The following is a 776-nucleotide window of genomic DNA, read 5'->3' as shown; positions in this document are numbered from 1 at the left end:
TCGTGCCGATCGATGTGACGGTCAGTGGCTGGGACTCGGTGCTCGAACGTCAGCCAGGCGGCTCAAAAATGTTTGTTCGTCTTGGACTTTCTTTGTTGAAGGGTATGCGTGACGGCGCCGCGCAGCGCATCGAGAACGCCCGAGCGGTGAGAGCATTCGGGAGCGTGAGTGACTTGGCGCGCCGAGCCCAGCTCGACCGCCATGATTTGCAAGTGCTAGCGGCTGCTAACGCCCTTCAATCGCTCGCGGGCAACCGACGCGAAGCGCTCTGGCAGTCGGCCGCTGCCGTGCCTGACCGAGATCTCCTAGCTGAAAGTCGGATCGACGATGAAACACCCGTGCTCGGCGCGCCTTCCGAGGCACAAGATATCGTCAGCGACTACAACTCGACGGGGCTGACGCTTGGCCGGCATCCGTTGTCGCTTTTGCGCCCCACGCTTTTGGAGCAGCGCCTCATGCCGGCCTCGACTCTACGAACCTTTCGAAACGGGCGTTTGGCTCGCGGTTGCGGGCTCGTGACCGTCCGGCAGCGACCGGGGACGGCGAAAGGCGTGATGTTCGTCACGCTCGAGGATGAAACGGGAAACGTGAACGTCATCATCTGGCCATCGCTACTTGAGAAGCAGCGCAGAGAAGCGCTGGGCGCCGCACTGTTGGCTGTGTATGGCACCTGGCAATGTCAGGGAGAAGTACGACACTTGGTTGCGCAACGGCTTGTGGATATGTCCCACCTTTTGGGCGGTCTTACGGCCGTCAGTCGAAACTTCTGTTGAGGT

1 protein-coding gene is annotated in these 776 nt (G+C 61.0%); it reads left to right on the top strand.

The annotated features are described in order from the left end of the window. Nucleotides 1-773 (top strand): helix-hairpin-helix domain-containing protein (locus NCR40_RS31180; RefSeq protein ID WP_350029342.1); only part of this gene is annotated, 773 nt, incomplete at its 5' end. Nucleotides 774-776 lie beyond the last annotated feature (3 nt).

The sequence above is a fragment of the Caballeronia sp. GACF4 genome, from assembly GCF_023631025.1.
GTDB lineage: Bacteria > Pseudomonadota > Gammaproteobacteria > Burkholderiales > Burkholderiaceae > Caballeronia.
Note: the sequence above shows the minus strand (reverse complement) of the source record. Positions and strands in the feature narration are given on the sequence as shown.